Annotated in this window: 19 protein-coding genes, 2 tRNA genes and 1 rRNA gene; 9 read left to right on the top strand and 13 right to left on the bottom strand. The window is 72.4% G+C overall.

Annotated features, from left to right (window positions below):
* Positions 1-122: ribosomal RNA gene (locus ACFPCY_RS28175) — 16S ribosomal RNA — on the bottom strand; the annotation flags it as partial.
* A gap of 600 nt (positions 123-722) precedes the next feature.
* Complete coding sequence (locus ACFPCY_RS28180) at positions 723-1,538, bottom strand: SDR family NAD(P)-dependent oxidoreductase (protein ID WP_378259907.1); 816 nt, start codon at positions 1,536-1,538, stop codon at positions 723-725.
* 66 nt (positions 1,539-1,604) lie between these two features.
* Between ACFPCY_RS28180 and ACFPCY_RS28185 the strand changes: the two genes are divergently transcribed.
* Complete coding sequence (locus ACFPCY_RS28185; RefSeq protein ID WP_378259909.1) at positions 1,605-2,219, top strand: TetR/AcrR family transcriptional regulator; 615 nt, start codon at positions 1,605-1,607, stop codon at positions 2,217-2,219.
* A gap of 144 nt (positions 2,220-2,363) precedes the next feature.
* Here the strand turns inward: ACFPCY_RS28185 and ACFPCY_RS28190 are convergent, their stop codons facing one another.
* Positions 2,364-3,089 (bottom strand): DUF6882 domain-containing protein, encoded by a 726-nt coding sequence (locus ACFPCY_RS28190; protein WP_378259911.1) that lies wholly within the window; start codon positions 3,087-3,089, stop codon positions 2,364-2,366.
* 178 nt (positions 3,090-3,267) lie between these two features.
* Here ACFPCY_RS28190 and ACFPCY_RS28195 point away from each other — a divergent pair, with 178 nt between their 5' ends.
* Together ACFPCY_RS28195 and ACFPCY_RS28200 are read left to right on the top strand one after the other, a co-directional pair.
* A complete protein-coding gene (locus ACFPCY_RS28195; protein ID WP_378259913.1) occupies positions 3,268-4,245 on the top strand; it encodes an ATP-binding cassette domain-containing protein in 978 nt (325 codons plus the stop codon).
* Positions 4,242-5,057, top strand: a complete 816-nt coding sequence (locus ACFPCY_RS28200; protein WP_378259916.1) for an ABC transporter permease — start codon at positions 4,242-4,244, stop codon at positions 5,055-5,057. The genes ACFPCY_RS28195 and ACFPCY_RS28200 overlap by 4 nt, the downstream gene beginning before the upstream one ends.
* A 28-nt stretch (positions 5,058-5,085) precedes the next feature.
* Here ACFPCY_RS28200 and ACFPCY_RS28205 read toward each other — a convergent pair whose 3' ends face one another.
* Positions 5,086-8,439, bottom strand: a complete 3,354-nt coding sequence (locus ACFPCY_RS28205) for an AfsR/SARP family transcriptional regulator (protein ID WP_378259918.1) — start codon at positions 8,437-8,439, stop codon at positions 5,086-5,088.
* Positions 8,440-8,524: 85 nt separating this feature from the next.
* Here ACFPCY_RS28205 and ACFPCY_RS28210 point away from each other — a divergent pair, with 85 nt between their 5' ends.
* Complete coding sequence (locus tag ACFPCY_RS28210) at positions 8,525-9,634, top strand: baeRF2 domain-containing protein (protein WP_378259920.1); 1,110 nt, start codon at positions 8,525-8,527, stop codon at positions 9,632-9,634.
* Positions 9,635-9,715: 81 nt separating this feature from the next.
* Here the strand turns inward: ACFPCY_RS28210 and ACFPCY_RS28215 are convergent.
* The 7 genes from ACFPCY_RS28215 to ACFPCY_RS28245 form a co-directional block, all read right to left on the bottom strand.
* Positions 9,716-9,788 (bottom strand) — tRNA-Ala (locus ACFPCY_RS28215).
* A 166-nt stretch (positions 9,789-9,954) separates the two neighbouring features.
* Positions 9,955-10,185: a hypothetical protein gene (locus ACFPCY_RS28220; RefSeq protein ID WP_378259922.1), complete on the bottom strand. Its 231-nt coding sequence runs from the start codon at positions 10,183-10,185 to the stop codon at positions 9,955-9,957.
* 119 nt (positions 10,186-10,304) lie between these two features.
* Positions 10,305-10,377, bottom strand: a tRNA-Ala gene (locus ACFPCY_RS28225).
* A gap of 82 nt (positions 10,378-10,459) precedes the next feature.
* The gene (locus ACFPCY_RS28230) at positions 10,460-11,131 is read right to left on the bottom strand and encodes a histidine phosphatase family protein (protein ID WP_378260693.1); all 672 of its coding nucleotides are present in this window, start codon (positions 11,129-11,131) and stop codon (positions 10,460-10,462) included.
* A 112-nt stretch (positions 11,132-11,243) separates the two neighbouring features.
* Positions 11,244-11,654, bottom strand: coding sequence for a ribosome silencing factor (rsfS, locus tag ACFPCY_RS28235; RefSeq protein WP_378259924.1), 411 nt, complete (start codon positions 11,652-11,654; stop codon positions 11,244-11,246).
* A 190-nt stretch (positions 11,655-11,844) separates the two neighbouring features.
* Positions 11,845-12,438 carry a nicotinate-nucleotide adenylyltransferase gene (gene nadD, locus ACFPCY_RS28240; RefSeq protein ID WP_378259926.1) on the bottom strand — a complete coding sequence of 198 codons (594 nt, stop codon included), beginning with the start codon at positions 12,436-12,438 and terminating at the stop codon, positions 11,845-11,847.
* 115 nt (positions 12,439-12,553) lie between these two features.
* Positions 12,554-13,858 carry a phenylacetate--CoA ligase family protein gene (locus ACFPCY_RS28245; protein ID WP_378259928.1) on the bottom strand — a complete coding sequence of 435 codons (1,305 nt, stop codon included), beginning with the start codon at positions 13,856-13,858 and terminating at the stop codon, positions 12,554-12,556.
* A 224-nt stretch (positions 13,859-14,082) separates the two neighbouring features.
* Here ACFPCY_RS28245 and ACFPCY_RS28250 point away from each other — a divergent pair, with 224 nt between their 5' ends.
* Together ACFPCY_RS28250 and ACFPCY_RS28255 are read left to right on the top strand one after the other, a co-directional pair.
* Positions 14,083-15,150 carry a M48 family metallopeptidase gene (locus ACFPCY_RS28250; RefSeq protein WP_378259930.1) on the top strand — a complete coding sequence of 356 codons (1,068 nt, stop codon included), beginning with the start codon at positions 14,083-14,085 and terminating at the stop codon, positions 15,148-15,150.
* 134 nt (positions 15,151-15,284) lie between these two features.
* Positions 15,285-15,965, top strand: a complete 681-nt coding sequence (locus tag ACFPCY_RS28255; RefSeq protein ID WP_378259932.1) for an SDR family NAD(P)-dependent oxidoreductase — start codon at positions 15,285-15,287, stop codon at positions 15,963-15,965.
* Between the two features lie 22 nt (positions 15,966-15,987).
* Here the strand turns inward: ACFPCY_RS28255 and ACFPCY_RS28260 are convergent, their stop codons facing one another.
* A complete protein-coding gene (locus ACFPCY_RS28260) occupies positions 15,988-17,157 on the bottom strand; it encodes an epoxide hydrolase family protein (protein WP_378259934.1) in 1,170 nt (389 codons plus the stop codon).
* 99 nt (positions 17,158-17,256) lie between these two features.
* Here ACFPCY_RS28260 and ACFPCY_RS28265 point away from each other — a divergent pair, with 99 nt between their 5' ends.
* The 3 genes from ACFPCY_RS28265 (at position 17,257) to ACFPCY_RS28275 (ending at position 20,014) form a co-directional block, all read left to right on the top strand.
* Positions 17,257-18,210, top strand: a complete 954-nt coding sequence (locus ACFPCY_RS28265; protein WP_378259936.1) for a helix-turn-helix transcriptional regulator — start codon at positions 17,257-17,259, stop codon at positions 18,208-18,210.
* 63 nt (positions 18,211-18,273) lie between these two features.
* A complete protein-coding gene (locus ACFPCY_RS28270) occupies positions 18,274-19,572 on the top strand; it encodes a hypothetical protein (protein WP_378259938.1) in 1,299 nt (432 codons plus the stop codon).
* 22 nt (positions 19,573-19,594) lie between these two features.
* Positions 19,595-20,014: a VOC family protein gene (locus ACFPCY_RS28275; RefSeq protein ID WP_378259940.1), complete on the top strand. Its 420-nt coding sequence runs from the start codon at positions 19,595-19,597 to the stop codon at positions 20,012-20,014.
* Positions 20,015-20,020: 6 nt separating this feature from the next.
* Here ACFPCY_RS28275 and ACFPCY_RS28280 read toward each other — a convergent pair whose 3' ends face one another.
* Positions 20,021-20,734, bottom strand: a complete 714-nt coding sequence (locus ACFPCY_RS28280; protein WP_378259942.1) for a TetR/AcrR family transcriptional regulator — start codon at positions 20,732-20,734, stop codon at positions 20,021-20,023.
* Positions 20,735-20,821: the final 87 nt, after the last annotated feature.

A 20,821-nucleotide genomic window follows, 5' to 3' on the forward strand; every position in this document is an offset into this window, starting at 1 on the left:
TGCTCACGTGTTACTCACCCGTTCGCCGCTCGAGTACCCCCGAAGGGGCCTTTCCGCTCGACTTGCATGTGTTAAGCACGCCGCCAGCGTTCGTCCTGAGCCAGGATCAAACTCTCCATCAAGGTCCAACGACGGACACGGGGGCGAACCCGCACCGCCAAACCTCCGAAGGAATCCGAAGATCCCAGCATGCGATCCGAAGACCGCTTGCCTCAAAGAAATCCCCACCCCGACCTTCCGGTCAGGGCCACGGGGTGACCAGGCGCATCGCCTGATCTATAAAGGCACTGGCTTTTAACACGCTGTTGAGTTCTCAAGAAACGGACACCCACCGCGCTCGTCCCGCTTTCGCGGGCCTCGCTCCGGGGCAACCCTTCTATCTTACCGGGTTCTTCACTCGTGTCAACCGGCTCTTCCGAGCCGATCTTCTGAGCTCGCCCGCCCAGCGCATGAGGGCGCAGACGACTAGACGTCATCCGACGTGATCATTCGCTGGAGTCCCTCGGGCCGGCCGCCGTGTCCGGCGTCCTGCATCCCGTTCCGGGCTGACCACACCAGAGTAACGCGATCCGAAGCGTGCTTCGAACGGTTTTCCCTTCGGTGGTCTCCCCGGGGCCGTCCGCCTCTCGGCGTCCCGCATCCCCTCGGGGCAGGAAGAACATTAGGTACTCCCCGAGGGGTCGTCAAATCGGAGCGCATCGCGACCGGACGCCGTCGCGAACTCAGCTGGTGGCGGGCGTTTTCGCGGGTGGCATCTGGCTGAAGGGGGCCATGCCCGCGAGCTTGCCGCCGTCGATCGGAAGGACCGTTCCCGTGATGAAGGACGCCGCGTCCGAGCACAACCAGACCACGGCTTCGGCGACCTCATCGGGAGCGCCGATCCGGCGCATCGGCATGGCTTGGGCCGCCGCCGCCCGCGCCTGCTCCCCCGCGCGTTGCAGCTGCTCGGTGAGGATCGGCCCGGGGGCCAGGGCGTTCACGCGGATACCAGCGTCGGCGTAGTCGAGGGCGGCCGTCCTGGTGAGGCCGATCAGGCCGAACTTGCTGGTCACGTACCCGGCGAGTCCGCCGACGGCCTGGAGGCCGGCGGTGGACGACATGTTGACGATGGACCCGCCTCCCGAGGCCAGCATCGCCGGGATCTCGTGGCGCATCGCCAGGAAGACGCCGCGGAGGTTGACGGTCAGGGCACTGTCGAAATCCTCGACGGCGACGTCCGCCAGGCGGGTGGGGCGGTGGCCGCCGCCCGCGGCGTTGTTGAACGCGGCGTCGACGCGTCCGTAGGTGTCGAGCGCCTGCTGGACGAGTCGCTCGACGGCCGAGGCGTCGCCGACGTCGGTCGGGACGGCCAGGGCACGCCCTCCATCCGCGCCGATCTCGGAGGCGAGGGCCTTCAGGGCGTCGGCGTCGCGCGCGGCGAGGACGACGGCGGATCCGGCGCGGTGCAGGGCGCGGGCGGTCGCGGCGCCGATGCCGCGGCTCGCTCCGGTCACGATCGTCACTCGGCCGTCCAGGGGACGGTATGTCGCGGTGTGCACGGCGGGCCTGCTTTCCGGTAGAGTTCGTTGGACGGACAGTAAATCCAATTTTGAGGACGGTCAAGGATGTCGCCGCGCCCCTACCGTTCGGACCGGCGGGCCGCCGCCGCCGAGGAGACCCGCCGTCGCGTCCTCGCCGCGGCTCGCGAGCACCTGTCCGGGACGGGGATGACCCGCCTGTCGGTGGACGCGGTCGCCAAGGCGGCCGACGTGTCCCGGCAGACGGTCTACAACGCGTTCGGATCCAAGTCAGGGCTGCTGGAGGCGCTGTTCGACTCGCTCGCCGAGGAAGCCGGACTGTCCCTGGGAGCGGCTTTCGCGGCGGACGGCGTGGACGAGGCGTTGGCCCGGTTCTGCGCGGCGTTCTGCGGATTCTGGGCGTCCGAGCGTCCCGTGGTGCGCCGGCTCCGTGGCATGGCGGTGCTGGACGATGACCTGGACAAGCTCCTGCGCGAGCGCGACGGGATGCGCCGAACGGCCCTGATCACGCTGCTCGGCCGCTTCGACGGCGAGCCACCGGCGGCGCAGGTCCTGGACGTCGCGTGGCAACTGACGAGCTTCGAGTCCTTCGACCTGCTCGCCGGACGGGACGGAGACGGTGGGCGCAGCACCGAAGAGGTCGCTCGGCTTATCGCCGACGCCGTCATCGCCGTCCGCAACGGGCTGCCGCGCGACGCCTGACCCCTGGTGCTCGACGCCCCGCCGCACGCTCCTCGCCTTGCCGCATGGTCTCGATGTCCACGCCGTGCCGGGTGGGGTCGTGCGCGCGCACGAACGCGCGCGCACGAACGCGCGCGCACGAACGCGCGCGCACGAGCAAAAAGATCAGGAGGGGGTTTTGCCTGCGGAGATGGCGGCGATGCGACCGTGTTCGTCGAAGCGGACGACCAGTTCGCTGCCGTCCACCATGTCTCCGGCTACGACGTTCGGGCCCTCCTTGTACCGGGTCCCGTAGCGGGCGATGTAGCCCTGCACGATGAGCTTGGGGTTCGCAGGGAAGACTTCGGCGGCGGTCATCAGGAGGCGCGCCGAGGCGATGTGGCTGTAGGTGGCCGGTGGGATCTGCGGGTCGTCCAGGTGGATGTAGGCGGAGCCCTTGCCGTCGTTGATGCGGCATGACCAGCAGCCGTTTCCGCCGAGGATGTCGGCCGCGCCCAGGACCATCGTGGTCGCCGCTTGCGCCGGGTTGGGGAAGCCCGAGAAGTCGATGTGGCCCGTGGTGAACTCGACGATCTCGTAGTGCGCGCCGAGGTCGTAGACCGCGCGCAGCGGGGCGACGAACGGGTCGTCCCAGGAGAAGGCGGGGTTCGCCCAGGACCAGAGCCAGGTCTGGCTGAGGTGGGAGAAGCTGCCCATGCTCGTGACGCCGCCGAGGACCGTGCCGGCGCCGCTGAGGGTGCGCGCGCGCAGGTCGAACTGGCGTTCGGCGTCGCCGAGGAAGGCGTTCAGGACGTCCTGCCGGTGGATCACCGCGGCGGACGAGCGGCCCGCGAAGTTCTCGAAGGCGTCGCTGTAGCGGGCGAGTGCGAGGGGTTCTTCGATGCCGGGCATGCGGCGTGATCTTAGCCAGGCGTCAGGGCCGTGTCAGCGGAACGTCAGCCGGGCCGGGACCGTGACGGCGGCGCGTCAGGCGGGTGCCGGAATCTCGAGGTCGTGGGCGGCGTCCCGTCGCCGCCCGATGGGCGCGGCGGTGGTGGATCGCCGCCGTCGATACTTCGGGAGGCTACGGATGAGCCAGGTCATAAAGGCCGAGGGGCTGCGCAAGCGGTTCGGCGAGACGCAGGCGCTGGACGGTGTGGATCTCACCGTCGAGCAGGGGACGGTCCTCGGCGTCCTCGGGCCGAACGGCGCGGGCAAGACGACGGCCGTGCGGGTCCTCGCGACGCTGCTGAAGCCGGACGAGGGCCGCGCGGAGATCTGCGGCTACGACGTGATGCGGGACGCGACGAGGGTGCGGGCGCTGATCGGGCTGACCGGCCAGTACGCGTCGCTGGACGAGGAGCTGACCGGCCGGGAGAACCTGGTCATGATCGGCCGGCTGCTGGACCTGTCGCGGGCCGAGGCCCGGGCGCGCGCCGCGGCGCTGCTGGAGCGGTTCCGGCTCAGCGACGCGGCGGGACGGGCCGTCAAGACGTACTCGGGCGGCATGCGGCGGCGGCTGGACATCGCCGCGAGCATGATCAACCGGCCGCGGGTGGTGTTCCTGGACGAGCCGACGACCGGGCTGGACCCGCGGGCGCGCGGGGAGGTCTGGGAGACCGTCCGGGAGATGACGCTGGACGGCGCGACGGTGCTGCTGACCACGCAGTACCTGGAGGAGGCGGACGCCCTCGCCGACCGGATCACGGTGTTCGACCACGGCCGGGTGATCGAGGACGGGACGCCGGCGGAGCTGAAGGCGCGGGCGGGGCGGCAGACCCTCGCGGTGCGGGCCGCAGAGGTGTTCCGCACCGAGCAGCTCGCGGCGATCGTGGCGGAGCTGACCGGCGAGCGGCCGGAGGTCCGCCCGGACGCGGGCCTGGTCACGGCGCCCGTGACCGATCCGGGCGTGCTCCGCGCGGTGGTGCAGCGGCTGGACGAGGCGGGCCTGGTGGCCGCCGAGGTCGCGCTGCGGCTGCCCAGCCTGGACGAGGTGTTCCTGACCCTGACCGGACATGCGGCGGACGAGTCCGCCGTCGAGGCAACGCTCGAAGGGAGCGTCCGATGACCACGATGACCACCGCCCCGGCGGCCACGCTGCCGCCCGCCCGGATCAGCGCGCGGCGGACCGTCCGGCACAGCCTGACGCTGGCGTGGCGGAACATCGCGCAGCTGCGGCACTCGCCGGAGAAGCTGATCGACGTCACGCTGATGCCGCTGGTGTTCCTGACGCTGTTCCTGTACGTGTTCGGCGGCGCGGTCGCCGGGAACACGCACGCCTACCTGCAGCAACTGCTGCCGGGTCTGGTGGCGCAGATGGCGATGTTCGCCACGATGGGCCTCGGGACGGCGCTGAGCGAGGACATCCGCAAGGGGGTGTTCGACCGGTTCCGGAGCCTGCCGATCGCGCGGTCCGCGCCGCTCGTCGGCACTGTCCTGGGAGATACGGTCCGCTTTCTGACGGTGATGGTCGTGCTGTCGGCCGCGGGCGTGGCGATGGGGTTCCGGTTCGGCTCGGACCCGCTGCGGGTGCTGGCCGGATTCGGCCTGGCGTACCTGTTCTACATGGCGTTCTCGTGGATCTCGGTGATGGTCGGCCTGATCGCGCCGTCGCCGGAGACCGTCCAGGGGCTCTCGTTCATCTTCGTCATGCCGCTCACGTTCGGCAGCAGCGTGTTCGTGGCGAACACCAGCACGATGCCGGGGTGGCTCCAGGCGTGGACGAAGGTGAACCCGGTGACGCACCTGACGGACGCGCTCCGCGCCCTGCTCGTCGGCGGTCCCGTGGGGAACCACGTCTGGTACACGCTGGCCTGGGCCGTCGGGATCGTCGTCGTGACGTTCCCGATCGCGATGCGCATGTACGCCCGCCGCGCCTAGACCGGCCGTGCCCGATGCAAAGGCAGGGTCAAGGCGTCAGGGCCAGGGCGTCTTCGAGTGTGGCTGAACGACCTCGTTCGTAAGCCGCGTCGAAGGCGTCCTGGCCTAGGACGGGCAGGACGGCGGCTATGACCTCGCGACGGTCGTAGCCCTGTTCGTCGTTGAAGCCCCGGGCGCCGTGGGCCATCCCGAGGAGCTCAGCGGCGCGCTCGAATTCGCCGCGCGCGACGGCCAACCCCGCGATGCCCTCGACGACCGACGCGATCGTGTGGTTCACGAGCATCGACTTCGGGTCGACGTGCCGCAACGCGCGGGCGTGCCATTCGGCCGCGCGCTCGAAGTCGCCTTCGGCGGCGGCCAGCGTGCCCAGCCTGCTGTAAGTGAGTGTTGTAGCGCTGTGGAAATCCTGCCTGGCGGCGCGGGGCTCGACCAGTTCCAAAGCGCGTCGCGCGGACTCGTAGGCCGCCGCTAGGTCACCGTCGCGCATATGGAACTCGGCCTGGGTGATGTAGCCGACCGTCGCGTCCGCGTACTCGCCGATGCGGACCGCCGTGCGGATGCCCTCGGCGAGCTCCCGGTAGGCGCGTTCGGTGTCGCCGAGCGCGGCCCGCGCGCCCGCGAGCCGGATCAGGAGCGTGGAGCCCTGGTCGGGGTTGACTCCCTGGGCGGCGTACCGGCGGGCCTCCTCGCCGTACTCGACGGCCTCCTCCGGCCTGCCCTGGCTCAGCGAGATGTGGAGCAGGACGGTCAGGGTGATGCCCATGCCGAGCCGGTCGCCGATGGCCCGGAACCCCTCGTAGGACTCGCGGGCGCTGGCGTAGGACGCCTCCACGTCGCCGCTGTGGAGGGTGATGAAGGTCAGCAGGGTCTTGGCGATCGCGCCGACCCACGGGTCCGGGTGGCCGGTGAGCTCGCGGAAGCCCTCGGCGGCGGCGGGGACCTCGTTCACGAACAGGTGGGAGGCCGGCCGGGCGATCACCGACAGCGGATGCCGCGGACGCTCGGGCAGGAAGCGCAGCAGCTCGGCGATCGTCTCGCCGAAGAACTCGGGCGCGGGGCCGTCCTGGTCGGCGCGGGTGATGACCGTCCCGCTGAAGGCGCACAGGGCGTACTCCTCCTCCAGGCCGGGCGGCGGCTCGTCCCCGGCGAGCCGGTGGACGGCGGCGGCCCAGGTGCACGCCTCCCGTTCCAGGTCGCGCATCAGCCAGTACCAGACGAGCGCGCTGACCAGGCGCAGCCCGTTGCGGACGTCCCCGTTCTCGAGGACGGTCTGGAACGCGGCGTTGTGGTTGTCGCGCTCGGTGGTGAGCCGCTCCACCCAGGCGAGCTGGTCGCTGCGGCGCAGCTCGGGTTCGGCGCGTTCGGCCAGTTCCAGGAAGAACGCGGCGTGCGCGGCGCGGACGGCGTCGGTCTCGCCCGACTCGTCCAGGCGCTCGCGCGCGTACACGCGGACGGTCTCCAGCAGCCGGTAGCGCGGCTCGGCGTCGCCGTCGGCCATCACCAGGGACTTGTCCACCAGGGACGCGACGACGTCGATGACGTCGGCGGACAGGCCCGCGCCGCAGACCCGCTCGGCGGCCTCGGGCGTCGCGCCGCCCGCGAACACCGACAGCCGGGCGAGGACGGTGCGCTCGTCGTCGTCGAGCAGGTCCCAGCTCCAGTCCACGACGGCGCGCAGCGTGCGGTGCCGGGGCAGCGCGGTGCGGCTGCCGCCGGTGAGCAGCCGGAACCGGTCGCCGAGGCGGGCCGCGACCTGCGCCGGGGTGAGCGAGCGCAGCCGCGCGGCGGCCAGCTCGATCGCGAGCGGGATGCCGTCCAGGGCGCGGCAGATCTCCACGAGGTCGGCGACGTTGGTCTCGTCCACGGTGAAGCCGGGCCGGACGGCGGAGGCGCGGTCGGCGAGCAGGCGGGTGGCCGCGTGCTCCAGCGCGGTCGCCGGGCCCGCGCCGGCCGGCGGGAGGGCGAGCGACGGCACCGGGTACAGGGTCTCGCCGGTGATGCCGAGCGGTTCGCGGCTGGTCGCGAGGACCCTGACCTCGGGCGCGGCGGCGAGGACGCGGTCGGCCGCGGCGGCGACCCCGTCCAGGACGTGCTCGCAGTTGTCCAAAACGAGGAGGGTGCGGCGGGTGGCGAGCAGGTCGGCGAGCCGGTCCAGGGGGCGGGGCGCGGAGCGGCCCTCGGCCTGGCGCAGCAGGTCCGGGACGTCCAGGGCGACGAGGACGGCCTGCGCGACGGCGTCGCCGGTCCCGCCGGGCGCCATCGGGGCGAGCGGGACGAACCAGACGCCGTCCGGCAGCCGGTCGACGAGCGGCGCGGCGGCCTCGGACGCGAGCCGCGTCTTGCCCGCGCCGCCCGGCCCGGTCAGGGTGACGAGCCGGGACTCGCCGAGCATCTTGCCGAGCTGGCGGATCTCCTCGTCGCGTCCGACGAAGCTGGTGAGGCCCGCCGACAGATTCGTCCGGCGCTCCTCGACCGCCGGAGCGGGCTCGACCTGCGCCTTCGCGCGTTGCTCCGCCTTCGCGCCGGGCTGCGGTTCGGCGGCGAGCGGCGTCCCTGTGGCGGGAGGCCCTGCGGCGAACCGCGTCTCAGGGGCGGTCGGCGAACTTGCCGCGGGGCGCGGATTCGCGGCGAAGCGCGGCGGGGCGGCGGTCGTCGGGGGGTCGCGGCGGAGGATCGACAGGTGGAGCGCCGCTAGATCCGGCGCCGGGTCGACGCCCAGGTGCTCGGACAGGAGTTCTCGGGTCTCCTCGTACACGCGCAAGGCGTCGGCCGGACGGCCCGCCGCGTTCAGCGCGCGCATGAGCAAGCCCCGCAGCCGTTCGCGTAGCGGATGGGCCGTGGCGATGGCCTCCAGCTCGGGAATCAGCGAAACTGACTCGCCGAGCGTAAGTTCGGCTTCCATCCGGTCTTCGAATGCCGTGAGCCGGAGTTCCTCTAAGCGTGCCGCGCGTGCGCGGGCGAAATCGGCGTCCGCCACGTCGGCGAGGGCCGGGCCACGCCAGATGTCCAAAGCTTGACGAAGCGAAGCGGCCCGCTCGGACGGGCTGGACAGCGTGCGCGCGGCGGTGACCGCCCGTTCGAAGGCGACGGCGTCCACGGCGGCGGGATCGAGCGCGAGGCGGTAGCCGGCCGGGCTGTGCTCCACCAGGTCGCGCCCGGTCGCGGCGCGCAGCCGCGAGACCAGGGCCTGGAGGGCGTTGCCGCCGGGCGGGGCGCCGTCCCAGAGATCGTCCAGGAGCCGGGACGCGGACACCGGGCGGCCCGGTTCCAGGGCCAGCCGGACGAGCAGCGCGCGCAGCCGGGGCCCGCTGATCTCGACGGGACGGCCCGTCTCGTCCCGCGCCTCCAGCGGCCCCAGAATGCCGATGCGCACGCCTGCCATGCCTGCATTGTCCCCCACGTAAGCGACCGGGGCCGTCCATGCAGTTGGGAACGTTTGAGGCAGATGGGGCGGGTAGGGCGGATATATGGATCTGACTTTCCTCAAACCGCTGTACTCCGGATCCGGTCCGTACGCGTCCGTCTACCTGGACCTGACCCGCACGACCGAGGACGCGGCGAAGGCCGCCGAGCTCCGCTGGCGGGCGCAACGCGGAGAGCTGGCGTCGCAGGGCGCCCCGGAGGAGGATCTGCGGGCGCTGGAGGCCGTCGTCGCGGAGGACCTGCGCGACCGCCGCTCGGAGGGGCTGGTCGCGTTCGCCGCGGACGGGGAGGTCGCCTACGTCCGGCGGATGGACCGTCCACCGCGCGCCGAGCAGGCCCGCTGCGCGCCGCTGCCGCACGTCCTGCCGCTGCTGGCCGACCTCGGCGAGCGGTTCCCGTACCTGGTGGTGTCGGTGGACCGGCGCGGCGGCAAGATCACCTGCGTGACCCCGAACCTGTCCGCGGACGGAGGCGAGGACGCCCCGCCGCGGGTCATCGAGGTCGAGGGCGACGACTCCTACCCGATCCACAAGCCCAAGGGCGGCGACTGGAACCAGTCCCGCTACCAGCGGGCCGCGGAGGAGGCGTGGAAGGCCAACGCGCGCAAGGTCGGCCGGAAGGTGGAGGCCGTCGCGCGGCGGTGCGGGGCCGAGCTGATCATCCTCGCCGGGGACCCGCAGGCCCGCTCGGCCGTGCTGGAGGACCTGGGCGAGAACCTGCTCCCGCACACCGTCGAGACCGACCGCGGCCCGGACGGGGAGGCGATGCAGGACGAGATCGAGCGCCTGCTCGAACTGAAGCGCGCCGAGCGGATCATGAAGGTCGCCGAGCGGTTCGAGCGGGAGCTGGCGGTCGGCCAGCGCGCGGTGACCGGGCTGCCCGCGACGGCCGAGGCCGCCTTCGGGGGCCGCGTCGAGTCGCTGCTGCTGGACGAGGACCCGGCCGCGCCGACCCGGCTGTGGGTGGGGCCGCGCCCGCACGAGATCGCGGCGTCGCCGGAACGCCTGCGGGAGATGGGCGTGGACGAGCCGGCCGAGGACCGCGCCGACGCCGCGCTCATCCGCGCGGTGGCGGCGACGGACGGCGACCTGACCATCCTTCCGGCGATCACGCCGCAGGCGGAGCTCGGGGTCGGCGCCGTCCTGCGCTACTGACCGGACATCGCCGCGAAGGCAAAGATTTCCGAGGGGGAAAGCGAGAGGGGCCGGTGTCGCCACCGGCCCCTCTCGTCGCTGTGGAGCTATGGGGATTCGAACCCCAGACCTCCTCCATGCCATGGAGGCGCGCTACCAACTGCGCCATAGCCCCGCGTCGCGCCCGCCCGGAGAGAGTGCCTCCCAGGCGACCCGCAGGGAAAAGCTTAGTGCATGCCGAGACCGCTTCGGACCATCCCGAACCGGGCCCTCCTGCCGCGAAGCCCCGGCCGGGGACGGCGGCGTCGGCGCCGTCAGCAGCCTCAGCGGCGTCAGCGGCGTCAGCGCCAGCCGAGGCGGTCGGCAACCTCGTCGGGGGCGTAGCCCTCCTGGCGCCCCTCGCCGATCCAGACCATCCCGTCGGCCTCGGCGATCGCGCCCACGGTGTGCTCCTGGGGCATGCGCGGCTGGGTGGCGAGCCGCACCTCCATGTCGGACGGGTACCGGCGCAGCGCGTCGATCAGGTCGGCGACGGTCACCTCGCGCCGGGCTCCCCTGCGGTGTCTTCCCATGGTCGGTAATGAAACCATCCCGCTGGGAGTGATTTCGCCATCTGCGTACCCTGATGTCCGTTTCAACGGAGATCGAACGCGAAGAGAGCGGTGAGCATCGCTCACCGCTCTCTCGTAGGTGGAGCTATGGGGATTCGAACCCCAGACCTCCTCCATGCCATGGAGGCGCGCTACCAACTGCGCCATAGCCCCGTGCGACTGCGATGGACGTTCATCCCCGCAGCGCTCCGCCAGCATATAGGACCGGCGGCGTTCAGACGAATCGAAAAGGACGTCAGGCCCGGTCGTCGCCGAGCACCGGCTCGGGCAGGGTTCCGGCGTTGTGCTCGGCCAGCCGCCAGCCGCCGTCGCGCATCTCGGTGACCACCGACCAGCAGCAGTTCGACAGGCCGCCGAGCCGGTCCCAGACGTCCTCGGGCAGGCCGAGCAGGTGCCCGATGCCGAGCCGCAGCGCAGCGCCGTGCGAGGCGACGACGAGCACGCCGTCCGGGTCGAGCGCGGCAGCGTGCCGCTCCAGCGCCGTGCCGACGCGCTTGGCGACCTGCGCGCTGGTCTCGCCGCCCGGCGGATCCCAGCGGGCGTGCTCCTCGGGGAAGCGCTCGCGGATCTCGCGCGCGTTCAGGCCCTCCCACTCGCCGCCGTCCCGCTCGACCAGTTCCGGGTCGTACCCGACCGGAAGGCCGGTCAGGTCGGCGAGGGACTGCGCGGTGTCACGCGCGCGCACGAGGGTGGACGACACGATCGCGGTCGGGTGCAGCGCGGCGAGCAGCCGGGCCGCCCGGCGCGCCTGCTCGACGCCCGTCTCGTCCAGGGGGATGTCGGTCTTGCCCTGGAAGCGGCGCTCCACGTTCCAGGCCGTCTGGCCGTGCCGCCACAGGACGAGCCGCCGGCGACCGGGCTCGCGCCGCGCCGGGGCCGCCGCACCGGGGCGCTCGGACGCCGCCACGTCCGGGCTGCTGCTGCGCTCAGCCGCAGGGACGTCGATGTGCTCGGGCGTCGGGGTTTCGGTGCGCTCGGAGGCCGGTTCGCCTGCGCGCGCGCGGGAGGTTCCGGGAGTGTCACTCACCGGGGACCGCCGTCCGGGAGCGCTGCGCCATGTGCGCGTTGACGTCCTCGGGGAGCTCGATGGTCGGGCAGTCCTTCCACAGCCGCTCCAGGGCGTAGAAGGTGCGCTCCTCCTCGTGCTGGATGTGCACGATCACGTCGGCGTAGTCCAGCAGCACCCAGCGGCCCTCGCGCTCGCCCTCGCGGCGGATCGGCTTGGCCCCCGCCTCCTCGCGCAGGCGCTTCTCCACCTCGTCCACGATCGCGTGGACCTGCCGGTCGTTGGGGGCGGAGCACAGCACGAAGGCGTCGGTGATGACGAGCTGCTCGCTCACGTCGTAGGCAATGATTTCGTCGGCCAGCTTGTCGCCCGCCGCCTCGGCGGCGATCCGGACCAGCTCGGCGGCCCTGTCGGATGCGGTCACGGTGCGCTCGTGATCCTCCCTGTGGGGGTGGTGTCCGGGCTCAGCCTCTCACGGGAGGCTCCCGGGGTCCCCGGTGTCGTCCATCCGTGCGAACGGGCCGGGACGGCCCGCGACGGTCTCTCCCTTCCAGGGTATGGGGCGGAGACGACCGCTCGTCCTCGCGTTTCCCCCCGCGCTCCGCGGGCGGGGCTCAGGCCCGGTAGAGGTTGCGCTTGTTGATGTACTGGACGATGCCGTCCGGGACGAGGTACCAGATCGGCTCGCCCGCGTGCACCCGGTCGCGGCACTCGGTGGACGAGATCGCGAGCGCCGGGACCTCCATCAGGCTGACCCGCCCGTCCGGGAGGCCGGGGTCGGCCAGCCGGTGCCCGGGCCGGGTGACGCCGATGAAGTGGGCCAGCTCGAACAGCTCCTCGGTGTCGTGCCAGTCGAGCATCTTGGCCAGGGCGTCCGCGCCGGTGATGAAGAAGAACTCGTTGTCGTCGCCGTGCAGGGCGTGCATGTCGCGGAGGGTGTCCACGGTGTAGGTCGGGCCGGACCGCTCGATGTCGATGCGGCTGACCGAGAACCGCGGGTTGGACGCGGTGGCGATCACCGCCATCAGGTACCGGTCCTCGGCGGGGGTGACCCGCTGGTCGGGCTTGTGCGACGACAGCCCGGTGGGCACGAAGATCACTTCGTCCAGCGCGAAGAAGTGCGCCACCTCGCTCGCGGCCACCAGGTGGCCGTGGTGGATCGGGTCGAACGTGCCGCCCATGATCCCCAGCCGCCGCTTTTGCGTCATGCCGACGAGAATAGCCAGCGCGCCGGACCGCTCCGGCGCCGGGGCGGACGGCTACCGGCGTGCGGCGGGAGCGGGCGCAAGGTCGGCCCGAGGTCAGGTTGAGGTGAGGGTGAGATCAGGCGAGGTCGGGCAGGGGAGGCGCGCCCTCGGTCCACAGGACGACCCGGACGGCCTTGCCCACCTCGACGCGCGGCACGGTCCCGGCGGGCACGACGGCCACCTCGGCGTGCAGCCCGAGGTCGGCGCGCAGGAGCCCGGCGAGCCGTTCGGACGGGTCGTCCCCGCCCGCGGCGTCCGTCGCGGCCTCGCAGGCGACGATGAGCCGGACCGCCGCCTCCTTCCGGCGGTCCACGACGATCTGGTAGTGCGGGCCGACCAAACCGGAGCCGAGCAGCACCCGTTCGATCTCGCTCGGGTACACGTTCACGCCCCGGACGACCAGCATGTCGTCCGCGCGGCCCATGACCTTGCTCATGCGCACGAGCGTCCGGCCGCAGTTGCAGCCGCCGCGGGCGAGGGACGCCACGTCGCCCGTCCGGTAGCGCACGAGCGGCAGCGCCTGCTTGGTCGGCGTGGTGAACACCAGCTCGCCGGGCGTGCCGTCCGGGACGGGCTCGCCGGTCAGCGGATCGACGGCCTCGACGATGAAGTGGTCCTCGTTGACGTGCAGGCCGTCCTGCTCCAGGCACTCGGTCGCGACGCCGGGTCCGATGATCTCCGAGAGGCCGTAGACGTCCAGCGCCTTCAGCGGAAGGACCGCCTCGATCGCCGCGCGCAGCTCCTCCGACCACGGCTCGGCGCCGAAGATCCCGGCCTTCAGGGACGACACGTCCGCGCCGGCCTCGGCGGCGGCCTCGCCGAGCCGGAGGGCGTAGGCGGGCGTGCAGGTCAGGATGTCCGGCTTCAGGTCGGCGAGCATCCTCACCTGGCGTTCGGTCATCCCGCCCGACATGGGGACGACGGTCGCGCCGAGCTTCACCGCGCCCTGGTGGATGCCCATGCCGCCGGTGAACAGGCCGTAGCCGTAGGCGTTGTGGACGAGGCTCCCCGCGCCGGCCCCGGCGCAGGCGAGGGACCGCGCGCACATCGAGGCCCAGAGGTCCAGGTCGGCGCGGGTGTAGGCGACGAGCGTCGGCCGCCCCTTCGTCCCGGACGACCCGTGCACGGCGGCGACCTGGTCGCGCGGGACGGCGACCAGGCCGAACGGGTAGGCGTCCCAGAGCTGCCGCTTGGTGGTGAACGGGAGCCGGGGAAGATCGTCCAGATGGACGTCGGCGCCGCCCTCGATCCCCGCCTCGCGGAGCCACCGGCCCTGCGGACCGTCCGCGGCGAGGAGCCGGTCGATCATCCCCCACAGCCGGTGCCGCTGGAGCGCGGCCCGCTCGTCCACGGACATCGCCTCGGCCTTGGGGTCGAACATCCGCGCCTCCCGCGTCCACCTGGAGTGAAGCGTGTCACACGCTCCGGACGCCCGACCTTACTTACCGGCCATTCGGTAAGTCCACGGTCTTCTCCCGGTCCGGCCCGCTGTCGGAACCGATCACCGAGCGCGGAGCCGGTCGGCGCCGAAGCGGCGGGCCGGTGTCGGACGCGGCGGTCGGGAACCCCCGCACCCCGGCGATCGTCGGACATACCATGCCGGATATGACGACCAACACACCGGACCGAGCACGAACGCGCTTCCCCGGGATCAGCTCCCGGGCCTACGAACACCCCGCTGACCGCTCGGCGCTGGTGGCGCTGCGCTCGCTCACGGGGTTCGACGTCGTCCTGCGGAAGATGTCGGGGCTCTTCAACGAGCGGGCCATCCGGCTGACCTTCCTCGGCGGGGCCGTCCGCGCGGGCGAGGACCAGTTCCGCCACCTGCACGACATCGTCCGCGACGCCGCCTACATCCTGGACCTGCCCGAGGTCCCCGAGGTGTACGTCACCCAGGACCCGCGCGCCAACGCGATGGCGATCGGCTCCGACCACCCGTTCATCGTCGTGACGACCGGGCTGCTCGACCTGCACGACGACGAGGAGCTGCGGTTCGTCATCGCGCACGAGGTCGGGCACATCCTGTCCGGGCACGCGGTGTACCAGACGATGATGATGATCCTCATGCAGCTCGGGTCGCGGCTGGCGTGGCTGCCGCTCGGCAACATCGGGATCGCGGCGATCATCATGGGGCTGCGCGAGTGGTTCCGGAAGGCCGAGCTGTCGGCCGACCGCGCGGGCCTCCTCTGCGGGCAGGACCTGGAGGCCGCCAAGCGCGTGATGATGAAGCTGGCGGGCGGCACCCGCCTGTCGGAGATGAACGCCGAGGCGTTCCTGGCGCAGGCGCGCGAGTACGACGCCGCAGGGGACGTCCGGGACGGGTTCCTGAAGTTCCTGAACCTGCTGAACCAGTCGCACCCGTACTCGGTGATCCGGTTCGCCGAGATCGACCGGTGGGCGCGCGGCGGCGAGTACGAGCGGATCCTCGCGGGCGACTACCCGCGCCGCGCGGACGACTCCAGCGCCTCGATCACCGAGGAGATGCGGAACGCGGCCAGGTCGTACCGCGAGTCCTGGGAGAACAGCGCCGACCCGTTCGTCGGGAAGGTCCGCGACATCGCCGACGCGGCGGCGAACGCCGCGGGCGGCCTCTTCGACCGCCTCGGCCGCCGCAACGGCGGCGGTGGCAACGGCGGGGGCGGCAACGGCGGGGGCGGCGACTCCGCCAACTGACGTCCGCATGGAGAAATGACGTCCGTACGGAGAACGGCCGCCGCGCGTTTCGCGCGGCGGCCGTTTCGCGTTGGACACGGGCCGGCCCGACGCAGCAAGATCGTCCGACCGGCGGCGGAAGGGAGCGTGCGCGGATGATCGCGTTGGTCACCGGGGCGAACCGGGGCATCGGGCGGGAGGTGAGCCGCCTGCTGGTCGAGGCGGGGCACACGGTGGTCGTCACGGCCCGGTCGCTGGACGCCGCGAAGGACACGGCCGCCGAACTGGGCGCGCGCGCCGTCCCGCTGCGGCTGGACGTCACGTCCGAGCAGGACGTGCGGCGCGCGGCCGCGGCGGTCGCCGAGCGGCCCGGCGGGCTGGACGTCCTGATCAACAACGCCGCGATCACCTACGACACGTGGCAGCGGGCCGTGAACGCCGATCTCGACGTGGTGCGCGAGGCGGCGGAGACCAACCTGTACGGGCCGTGGCGGCTCGCGCAGGCGTTCCTGCCGCTGCTGCGGCACAGCCGCGCGGGGCGGATCGTGAACGTGTCGAGCGAGGCCGCGTCCCTGAACGGGATGGGCAGCGGCACGCCCGCGTACACGGTGACCAAGACCGGGCTGAACGCGCTGACCCGGATGCTCGCCGCCGAGCTGCGCGCCGACGGGATCCTGGTCAACGCGGTCTGCCCGGGCTGGGTCGCCACCGACATGGGCGGGCCCGGCGGCCGTCCGGTCGCGGACGGGGCCGCCGGGATCGTCTGGGCCGCCACCCTCCCGGACGACGGCCCGACCGGCGGGTTCTTCCGCGACGGCCGTCCGCTCCCCTGGTGATCTCCGGTTCCGGTCGCGTTCGTCAGCGGACGAGGTCGAAGAACGTCCGCATGTCGGCGGCGACGGCGTCCGGCTCCTCCATGGCGACGAAGTGGTGCGTGCCGGGATTGCCCTCGCCCCAGTGGACGATCTCGTTCGCGCGCTCGGCGAGCCGCCGGATGCCGGGAGGGCCGCTGTAGGTGCCGGACGGAACGGCCTTCTGTCCCTCGGGCCAGCCCGACCCCGCGTCCTTGCCCCGGCTGTAGTACGGCCAGGCAGCCGGGCCGAACGACTGCGTGAACCAGTAGAGGCTGGCGTTGGCGAGGAACAGGTCGCGGTCCACGGCGTCGAACGCGCCGGTGGCGAAATCGTTGAACTTGTGCGTCATCCAGGCGAGGGCGGCGGTCGGCGAGTCGTCCCATCCGTAGGCGAAGGTCTGCGGCGCGACGCGGTTGACGTGGTGGTGGTCGAGTACGGCGGCGCCCATCCACTGCTGCATCAGGTCGTACTGCGCCTTCTCCTCGGGGAGCATGTGCGGGACGTCCTTCTCGGTGGGGAAGCCCAGGCCGCTGATGATGTAGACGCCCGCGACGTCGCCGGGCGCGGCCTTGGCCATCTCGGGCGCCACGTACGCGCCGAAATCACCGCCTTCCACGCCGTACCGGTCGTAGCCGAGCCGGCGCATCAGCTCGATCCACATGCCAGCGACGCGCGCCGCGTCCCAGCCGGTCTCGCGCGGCGCCTCGGAGAACCCGACGCCCGGGACGCTCGGCACGACCACATCGAAACCGCGCTCCGTCAGCGGCCGGATCAGCTCCGCGAACTCGACGAACGAGTTGGGCCAGCCGTGCGCCAGCAGCACCGGCAGCCCGCGCGAGACGCCAGGAGCGTCCGGCATGGTCGCGGCGTCCGGCATGGTCGCGGCGTCGGAGGAGGGCGCGGTGTCGGGGCGGACGTGCAGGAAGTGCACGTCGTAGCCGTCGATCTCCGTGACGAACTGCGGGAACTCGTTGAACCGCGCTTCCTGCGCGGGCCAGTCGAACTCCGTGCGCCAGTACTCGGCGAGCTCCTTCATGAATCCGACCGGGACTCCGCGGTCCCAGCCGTCGCCCGGAAGCGTCCTCCCCCAGCGCGTGCGCGCGAGGCGGTCGTGCAGGTCGTCGATGTCGGCCTGCGGGATGTCGATGCGGAACGGGCGGATCTCGTTGCTCATGAAGATGACGCTAGAAACCGTGTAGGTCAGGGTTGTTCCTACACAGGGAGATTGATTCTGCGTATTCTCCGATCACCGATCATGGAGTGAAGGAGCCGCATGGCCGAGACGTCGTCGCGCCTGCTGAGGCTTCTGTCCCACCTCCAGACGCCGCGCCGGTGGTCGGCGACGGAACTCGCCGAGCGGCTCGCGGTCACGCCCCGGACGATCCGGCGCGACGTCGAACGGCTGCGCGACCTCGGCTATCCGGTCGAGACGACGATGGGACCCACGGGCGGATACCGGCTGGTCGCGGGCACCGCGATGCCGCCGCTGCTGCTGGACGACGAGGAGGCCGTCGCCGTCGCGGTCAGCCTGCGGACGGTCGGCGGCCAGCCCGTCGAGGGCATCGGGCCCGCCGCCGTCCGGGCGCTGGCGAAGCTGGAGCAGGTGCTGCCGTCCCGGCTGCGGCACCGGGTGTCGGCGCTCGGCGACGTGGTGGAGGCGCCGGTGCCCGAGCCGGACGAGCCGAACGTCGATCCCGGCGTCCTGGCGGTGATCGCCGCCGCGGCGAGCGCCGGGGAGCGGCTGCGCTTGCTGTTCCGGGACGAGCGGCGCGTGGTCGAACCGCACCGGCTCGTCCCCGTGCGGAGGCGCTGGTACCTGCTCGCCTTCGACGTCGCGCGCGACGACTGGCGGGTGTTCCGGGTGGACCGCGTGTCCGAGCCGTCCCGGACGGGGCAGCGGTACCCGGCGCGGGACGTGCCGGGCGGCGACGCGGCGGCCTACGTCCTGGATCGGCTGTACTCGGTCGTCCCGACGTTCGAGGTGGACGCGACGCTGCACCTGCCCGCCGCCGACGCCGTCCGCGCCCTCCGCACCGCCCCGGGCGAGATCGAGCCGATCGACGCCGGGACCTGCCGGCTCCGCGGACGCGCCGACACCCTCCCCTGGCTCGCGAACCGCCTGCTCATGCTCGGCTGCCCCTTCGAGGTCCACGGCCCGCCCGAACTGGCCTCCCACCTGCGCGATCTCGCCGCCCGCGCCGCCGCCGCGGCGACCGGCGGGGGGTGATCTCCGCGGCTGATCGACTCGGGCGTACGATCACCTCCTCCTTTCGAGAAAGGCCGAGGTGCGGTGCGCCGTTCCGCTCTGTTCTCCCTCGCCGCGACCGCCGTGACGGTCGCCGTATCCCTCCAACCCGCCCACGCCGCCACGGCGTCGGGCACGCAGTTCGCCGACCTGTCCGCGTCCAGCACGACGGTCGGCTACGAGCACCGGACGGTGACCGTCCAGGGCCACCTGCGGCACCTGGTCGCGCGCCAGTGGCAGCCGGTCGCGGACGAGCCCGTCGACGTCCGGCTCAACGGCACGACGCTCACCACCGTCACGACCGGCGCCGACGGCGCGTTCACCGCGACCGTGGACCTGCCGTCCGGCGGGGCGTTGATCGTCGTGTTCGGTGGCGACGGCCAGTACCAGCCGTCCCGGGCCTCGGTGGCGACGGAACGGCCCGAGCGGTCGCCCGGCCGCGTCGTGCTCGACCCGGCCCCCTCCTCGGTGCGCTCCGGCACCACCGTCGCGATCACGGGCGTCGCGCAGATCTCGCTGGACGGCGCCTGGAAGCCGCTTCCGCGCGTGGGACTCGATCTCGACGGTGACCAGGGCACCAGCCGATCCGTCACCAGCGGTGACGACGGACGCTTCCGGGTCGAGGTCACGGCCCGGGTGCCGGAGGTCTACAAGGTCGCGCTGCCTGACGACGGCGACGCCTACTACACCGGCGACCAGCCCGGCACCGCGCTGATCAGCGCGTACGACGACACCCGTTTCGCCTTCTTCAAGGTTCCGGCGACCACCGAGGCCCACCACGACGGCTACGTCACCGGCCGGGTGCAGTGGGGGCACGGCACGAGCTGGGGCGGCCCCGCCCAACCCCCGATCGTGAGCCTCTTCTACCGGCCGAAGGGCACCAAGGCCTGGCACACCATCGGTGGAACCCAGACGGACGCCTCGGGGAACTTCTCGTTCATCGCCTACGCGCCGATGGGCGCCGCCGACTGGCAGGCCCGGGTGGTCGGCGACGGCGTGAACCTGGCGAGCAGCAGCGCGACCGCTCCCCACACCATCACCGACCAGGGGCATTTCACGAATCCCGCCCCGCACGCTGACCGCGGCAAGCGGGGCACGACCGTGTACGGCCACCTCCAGGACTGGTACGACGGCCAGCACTCGTTCTCCAGGATGGGCGGCCTCAAGGTCGGGCTCTACTACCGCCGGGCGGGCAGCAGGACCTGGCACTGGTACCGCACCACGAGGACGACCAGGACCGGCATGATCTACATCGACCGGCTCGGCCTGGGCCAGGGGTACTCCTTCCGGCTGTACCTGCCCGCCCAGGGGCCGTACCTGCCGGTGACGAGCAAGACGTTCTGAGGGCGGCACTAGGGTCGGGACGGTGACCGCGTACTACCACGTCTGCTTCACCGTGCCCGACCTCGGCGCCGCGATGCGCGATCTGTCCCGTGCCGCGCCGCTCACCTGGCGTGAGCCGCGGACGGGACGGATCGGCGACTGGGACTATCGGATCGTGTTCTCCGACGGGCCGCCGCACGTCGAGCTGATCGAGGCGGCTCCCGGCGGGCCGTGGGGCGACACGTCCGAGCCGGGCTTCCACCATCTCGGGTTCTGGTCGTCCGATGTCGAGGGCGACTCGGCGCGGCTTTCGGACGAGGGGTTCGGCGTGGAGTTCTCCGGATGCCCGTACGGGCGTCCTTTCGCCTACCACCGGGTCGGGGCGATCGGGGCGAACCTGGAACTGGTGGACGAGTCGGCGCGGCCGGGGTTCCTGGAGACGTGGGGGTTCTCCGCGTCCTGAACGCGGTCAGGCGCGGCCGGCTCGGGCGGTGCGGGCGGCACGGGCGGCGCGGAGTTCGACGGCGTCCAGGAAGAGGGCCAGGGCCACTTCGAACTGGTCCTCGGCGTCCACTTCGGGGAGGTGGGACGCGACGGACGCGATGTTCGGGTACCGGTCGGGCGGCAGGGCGAGGTACTCGCGGCTCCAGGCCCGGCGGTCACCCTCCACGGCGTCGTCGGACAGGGTGAGCTGGACGGCCTCGAAGGCCGAGTAGGCGAGCGCGACGTCCACCAGGGCGCGGTAGCAGGAGGCGGCCTCGCGCCCGCGCAGGCCCGCCTGGAGCAGCGCGCCGATCACGAGTTCGGCGCCGGCGAACTCGTGGTCGCGGCGGGCGGTGCGGCCCGCGACGAGCGCGGCGGCGTGCGGGTGGGAGCGGCAGGCGCGGCGGACGCGCCGGGCCAGCTCGGAGAGGGTCGCGCGCCAGTCGCCCGAGGGCTGGAGACCGTCCAGGGACTCGGCGAGCAGCCGGTCGGTGATCGCGAGGAGCAGGTCGTCCTTGCCGCCGAAATGGCGCAGCACGGCGGTGTGGTCGACGCCGAGCTCGGCGCCGAGCCGCCGGAAGGTCAGGGCGTCCGCGCCGTCCCGCTCCATGATCGCCATGGCGGCGTCCACGATCAGCTCCGGGGTGAGGAAGCCCAGGGAGCGGCGGCGCCGGGCGGGCGCGGGAGCTGGCTCGGTCATCGCGCCAGGATATCCGCGGCCACTGAGCACCACTGTTGACACCAGTGGTGCTTAGCTGTTTCCATGCGGACCCACCCCCCAGTGATC

Origin of the sequence: Actinomadura gamaensis (assembly GCF_042652125.1) — a bacterium.
Lineage (GTDB): Bacteria > Actinomycetota > Actinomycetes > Streptosporangiales > Streptosporangiaceae > Spirillospora > Spirillospora gamaensis.